The organism is Massilimicrobiota sp. An142, from assembly GCF_002160725.1.
GTDB classification, from domain to species: domain Bacteria; phylum Bacillota_I; class Bacilli_A; order Erysipelotrichales; family Coprobacillaceae; genus Allocoprobacillus; species Allocoprobacillus merdigallinarum.
Genome location: NZ_NFLD01000062.1, coordinates 1 through 4,987, shown reverse-complemented (window position 1 = coordinate 4,987; position 4,987 = coordinate 1). Strand labels below are relative to the sequence as shown.

Sequence of the window (4,987 nt, the reverse complement as noted above, 5' to 3'; positions counted from 1 at the left end):
ACAATTTCATGTCTTCTTGACTCTTTCTTTTTTCCTATCTTTATTGACGTGTTTACTGTTCAGTTTTCAATGTCCCTGCGCCCTCTCGTCGAGTGCTCATCTATAATACCATCTATCCTTTACCTTTGCAAGTCTTTTTTTTACTTTTTTTCGTTTTTTTTATTCATAGTTAGACAAAGGAAACACTATAAATTCAATTTTCCTTTTTATAATCAACAAAAAATGATATTTTATAGTTTAAAATTTTTTATAACCACTATTAAAATATAAAATATTTCTTTTTGTTTAACTTTATTAATACAACTTTAAATAACTTTATTCTTCTTTTTTATACATATAGTATAAAATTATATCTCAAATAATCTTATGAACTTTCAATAAATTACTATATTATTTATACGAATAATATGTTTCTTACATGATATCAAATACTATACTAGAATTTTCATAGCCTACATACACACATTTAATCGAAAATTATTAACATGAATCAATCGATATCATTTCTCAATATTATATTTTGATATCTTTTACTTTTTTAAAATATCAAAAAATGGCTAACAGTGGCTATTTGATATAATTTTTTGTTCAAAAATATAAAAAAACCGCTTAAAATCAATGTTTTTAGCGGTTATTGTTTTCTTTGGTGGAGGCGGCGGGATTATGCCCCTACCCCTATAATGAACATTAAAATGACTAAAAACCGCATATTTCCGTGTAGTTTTGATTAGTTTTATTGACTAGTTTTTAGTATTTTTCATTTTTTTCTTCTCACAATCTTCTCACAAACACTTGTTGTTATCAATAAAAAATTGGTTATATTTTTTGCCCAGTTTTTTTGCATTACAAAGAGGTCCAAACTATTTTTTTTGATTGATTTTTTGTAAAATTGACAAATAGTCAACTTTCTATTTTTGTTAAAATACCATGATATAATTTGGTTGTAGAAAATTTCTACGACGAAAATATATCAATTATATGGAGGTAAAAAAATGAAAAAATTATATGTAGTAAATATCAGAGAATCGTTCGTCATCAATTTAGGAATTATGGCCGAAAGCGAAGAGGAAGCGGAAGAAAAAGCAACGCAACTGTTCGCCGATGGAAAATATGAAAAAGAATTCTTCGAATCAAGTCACGGCGTAGAAATAAATCTTGTTAGTTCAGAGACAGCCGAATTCCTTATAGATGAAGGGATGGTTATCATTCACGAATAATAAAAAATAAATCAGGAGGTAACAGATATGAAATATACATTAAATATTGATAAAAGATTTAACAAAGCAATTAAAGAATTTATGAAAAAGCATGAAGATTGTGAAAGGGAAGTCACAGGTGAAAAATTCTCTTACACCTTCCAACCTGACAACTATGGAATAGAGATTACAGTCAGATGCGAGTCATGTGGAGATGAACTTCACTTGATGGAATACTACGACAGAGAGATGGTTGGAGATATCGAAGAGAGTGATACAGTCATCTTCTCTGATGATTCAGAAAATCGTGAAGGAGTATCCTTCACGATTGATGATTCAAAGTCAGAAGAATTCAAAGAGTTCTTCCAAGAACATTCAAAATGCAGAGCGAGCTCGACAGGAGGAAGATATGCATACACCTTCATCCCAAGCTACTACAGCATGAGAATACTCATCGAGTGCTGCTGCGAAGATGTCTTGGACATCATGGAATACAATGAGCCATTTACTGAATCACAATACATCAATGATTAATAAAGACTATAAAACGAAAAATATATAAACGTAAATTTCGTATTTCAAAAATTCAAATACGAAGGGAGGTAATAAATGAACAATAAGAAACAAGAACAAAAATTAAATCCTGTGGTAAAATGGGCAGGCGGAAAAAGACAATTATTGGATGAAATCACTGAAATGATTCCAGACAATTACACAGAATACATAGAACCTTTTCTAGGTGGAGGTGCGGTCCTATTCGGATCGCATCCAGAAAAGGCCGTCATCAATGACTGCAATGAAGAACTTATGAATGTATACAAGGTTATCAGAGACAACCCTGATGAATTAATCAAGGCTCTTGAAAACCATTCAAAGAATAATTCTTCAGATTATTTCTACAAGGTAAGAGCATATGACAGAGACGAAAGCATCTACAATGCCATGACAGATATCGAAAAGGCAGCAAGAACTCTCTATCTCAACAAGACATGCTACAATGGATTATACAGAGTCAACAAGTCAGGACAATTCAATACACCATATGGCAAATACAAAAATCCAAACATCACAAATGAAAAAGCCATCAGAGAAATATCAAAATACCTTAATGATAATAATATCGAAATCAGAAGTGGTGATTACAAAAATATCCTAGATGATGCCAACGAAGGAAGCTTTGTCTATATGGACCCACCTTATATGCCTATATCAAATTCATCTGCCTTTGCTGGATATACATCTGATAGATTCAATGCTGAAAGACAAGCTGAACTTAAAGAAGCTTGTGATGAATTGGACAAAAAAGGTGTCAGATTCCTTCAATCAAATTCAGACTGTGAATACATTCGTGAATTGTATAAGGACTATAATATGAGAGTAGTCAGAGCAAAAAGAAATATCAATTGTGAATCAAACGGAAGGAGTGCAGTAAACGAATTACTTATTTACAATTATTAAAAATAAAAAAAGAACTTTTTAAAAAAGTTCTTTTCTCCCTTGCATTTCTATCTAGAAATTGTCACTTGACAGTTCATATGTATTTTTTAGATAGTCAATTACTTCATTTAAATCATGTACTACTTTGAGTGTCAAACTATTAACACTATCATCATGAAAAACAAGATCAGGTACACATATGACAGGAATATGAGCATTGTAAGAGGCTAATATTCCATTTTGAGAATCTTCAAGAACTAGAGCTTCTAATGGGTTGATATGAAAATGTTTTAATACCTTTTTAAATATTTCTGGATTAGGTTTACTTTCTTTCACTTGATTTCCTGACATAATATAATCTATATATTGGTATGTTTGTGTTATTTTTAAGTATTTTCTAATAACACTCTCACTTGAAGAAGAAGCAATTGCTATCCGTATATTATTTTCTTTTAAATATTTTAAAAGATTATAAAGGCCTTCTTTAACTGGTAAACCATTCTCTAGTATATACTTTTCTTTATACTGAGTTGTTAATAAACTAATTTTTTCATTAGGAAAATCCTTCCCAAAATATTCTTTTAATGTTTTTTCATTAGCTTTCTTATTTCTTCCTAATAGTTGTAATCTAAATTCGTCTGTTATAACATACCCATATACTTTTGCTGCTTTTTTTAGACATTCTCCTACAATACGTTCACTATCAAACATTAATCCATCCATATCAAAAATAACACATTTTAATTTCATGATAACCCCTCCATTTTTGCAAAAATCCTATGAAATTTTCATAGGATTTTATAAATAGTCTATAACTTGTTCTATATCATCAATGATGATATTAGCTTGACTTTGATCTAATTGAAATTTTGTATCTCTTAGAGCTATAACATCTATTCCGGCATTCACTGCTGCTTGAATACCAGAGGGAGAATCCTCTATAATTATTGTTTCTTCTTTAGTTGAATTTAATTGCTTAAGACTATACAAATAGATTTCAGGATTTGGTTTACTTTCCTTAAAAGAATTTCCACTTGTAATGATTTGAAAATATTGTTTTAAATGAGATGTTGTTAATGCTTTATCAATCGTTTTTTCATTTGAGGAAGACGCTAATGCTATTTTATAACGATGACTATGTAAATATTTAAGTAGCAATTCTACGTGTGGATTAATAATACTCGTATAATCTCTATCTACTGTTTGATAGAATTCATTTAATAAAGCTTTTACTTCATATGGTGGTATTCGATGGTTCCACCAAGAATAAACAATATGATCAAAAACTTTACGATCAACACCAATGACTTTTCTACATTCTTCATATGTCAATATAATATTGTGTTGCTTATGAAATCTTATAAGTTCATCCATATACATTTTTTCACTGTCAAAGATAACACCATCCATGTCAAAAATAATTGTTGTTTTCATTAATAATCTAAAGCTTTATAATAACGTCTGATATCAATTGGATGACGTCTACAATGTTCTAAATGTACATTTAATCTCATAAATGCTGATCTCATCATGATTGGTGATAGGATTCCTCTAAATTCATCACTAATTCCATTGAGTTTATATTTCTTTGTATCAAAAACTGTGACCTTTGCACTCACTCTATGCACAAAGTTTTCTACTCTATCCATTTCTGGTCTTGTCTTATCTTCTCCCTTGATTAAGATCACCGGTATATCTCTTTCAATCACTTCCAATGTCCCATGGAAAAAGTTTGCTGCTGAGATTGGTCGTGTTCTCATCCATTGCATTTCTTCCATTATGCACATTCCATAACATACTGCCCAGTCTTCCAAGTTCCCTGATGCCACTAGATATGTGATAGGTTCATCACAGTATTTTTCTGCATAGTTCTTCATGTCTTCATCTGCATCCTTATAGATTTGTACGACATTGTCTGGCATGTTCTTGATTTCTTCCATCAATTTGTCATATTGATCAAATTGTCCTGCATTTTTCATGAAGCGTAATACCACTGAATACCACCAATAGTATTCTCCTCCAAATGTATTGACAAGATAGTCTACTTTTTTGGCTAATGGTGAATCTAGAACTTCCACATAGCCAATGACTCTCGCTCCGACTTCATGAGCCTTATCAATAGCTTGTTCAATCTCAATTGTATTTCCTGATAGAGAAGCTATCACGACGACTGAATCCTTATCAAATTTAGCATTGCCTTCATACAAGAAATCAGTTGCATTTTCAAGATATAAAGGAAGATTACACCCTAATTGTTTAGCCGTATGCATGATTTGTCCAGCATACAATAATGTCCCTCCAATACCAAATAGGAAGATATTAGAATAACCATCTTCACAGATCTTATCTACAAT

General features: G+C 30.8%; 6 protein-coding genes. 3 read left to right on the top strand and 3 right to left on the bottom strand.

Features of this window, described 5'->3' with window-relative positions:
• Positions 1–992 precede the first annotated feature (992 nt).
• The 3 genes from B5E87_RS14515 (at position 993) to B5E87_RS14505 (ending at position 2,654) form a co-directional block, all read left to right on the top strand.
• Complete coding sequence (locus B5E87_RS14515) at positions 993–1,217, top strand: hypothetical protein (protein ID WP_087246096.1); 225 nt, start codon at positions 993–995, stop codon at positions 1,215–1,217.
• 27 nt (positions 1,218–1,244) lie between these two features.
• Positions 1,245–1,730, top strand: coding sequence for a hypothetical protein (locus B5E87_RS14510; RefSeq protein ID WP_087246094.1), 486 nt, complete (start codon positions 1,245–1,247; stop codon positions 1,728–1,730).
• Positions 1,731–1,805: 75 nt separating this feature from the next.
• Positions 1,806–2,654, top strand: a complete 849-nt coding sequence (locus B5E87_RS14505; protein WP_087246092.1) for a DNA adenine methylase — start codon at positions 1,806–1,808, stop codon at positions 2,652–2,654.
• A gap of 51 nt (positions 2,655–2,705) precedes the next feature.
• Here B5E87_RS14505 and B5E87_RS14500 read toward each other — a convergent pair whose 3' ends face one another.
• The 3 genes from B5E87_RS14500 to B5E87_RS14490 all read right to left on the bottom strand — a co-directional run.
• Positions 2,706–3,383 carry an HAD family hydrolase gene (locus B5E87_RS14500; protein WP_087246090.1) on the bottom strand — a complete coding sequence of 226 codons (678 nt, stop codon included), beginning with the start codon at positions 3,381–3,383 and terminating at the stop codon, positions 2,706–2,708.
• 48 nt (positions 3,384–3,431) lie between these two features.
• Positions 3,432–4,067 (bottom strand): HAD family hydrolase, encoded by a 636-nt coding sequence (locus B5E87_RS14495; protein ID WP_087246088.1) that lies wholly within the window; start codon positions 4,065–4,067, stop codon positions 3,432–3,434.
• A partial coding sequence (locus B5E87_RS14490; RefSeq protein WP_143746916.1) for an SIS domain-containing protein occupies positions 4,067–4,987 on the bottom strand: 921 nt, incomplete at its 5' end. The genes B5E87_RS14495 and B5E87_RS14490, both read right to left, overlap by 1 nt.

Excerpts from the sequence above, each read along its gene's own strand:
- B5E87_RS14515 (WP_087246096.1), top strand. The coding sequence starts at position 993 with ATGAAAAAATTATATGTAGTAAATATCAGAGAATCGTTCGTCATCAAT.
- B5E87_RS14510 (WP_087246094.1), top strand. The coding sequence starts at position 1,245 with ATGAAATATACATTAAATATTGATAAAAGATTTAACAAAGCAATTAAA.
- B5E87_RS14505 (WP_087246092.1), top strand. The coding sequence starts at position 1,806 with ATGAACAATAAGAAACAAGAACAAAAATTAAATCCTGTGGTAAAATGG.
- B5E87_RS14500 (WP_087246090.1), bottom strand. The coding sequence starts at position 3,383 with ATGAAATTAAAATGTGTTATTTTTGATATGGATGGATTAATGTTTGAT.
- B5E87_RS14495 (WP_087246088.1), bottom strand. The coding sequence starts at position 4,067 with ATGAAAACAACAATTATTTTTGACATGGATGGTGTTATCTTTGACAGT.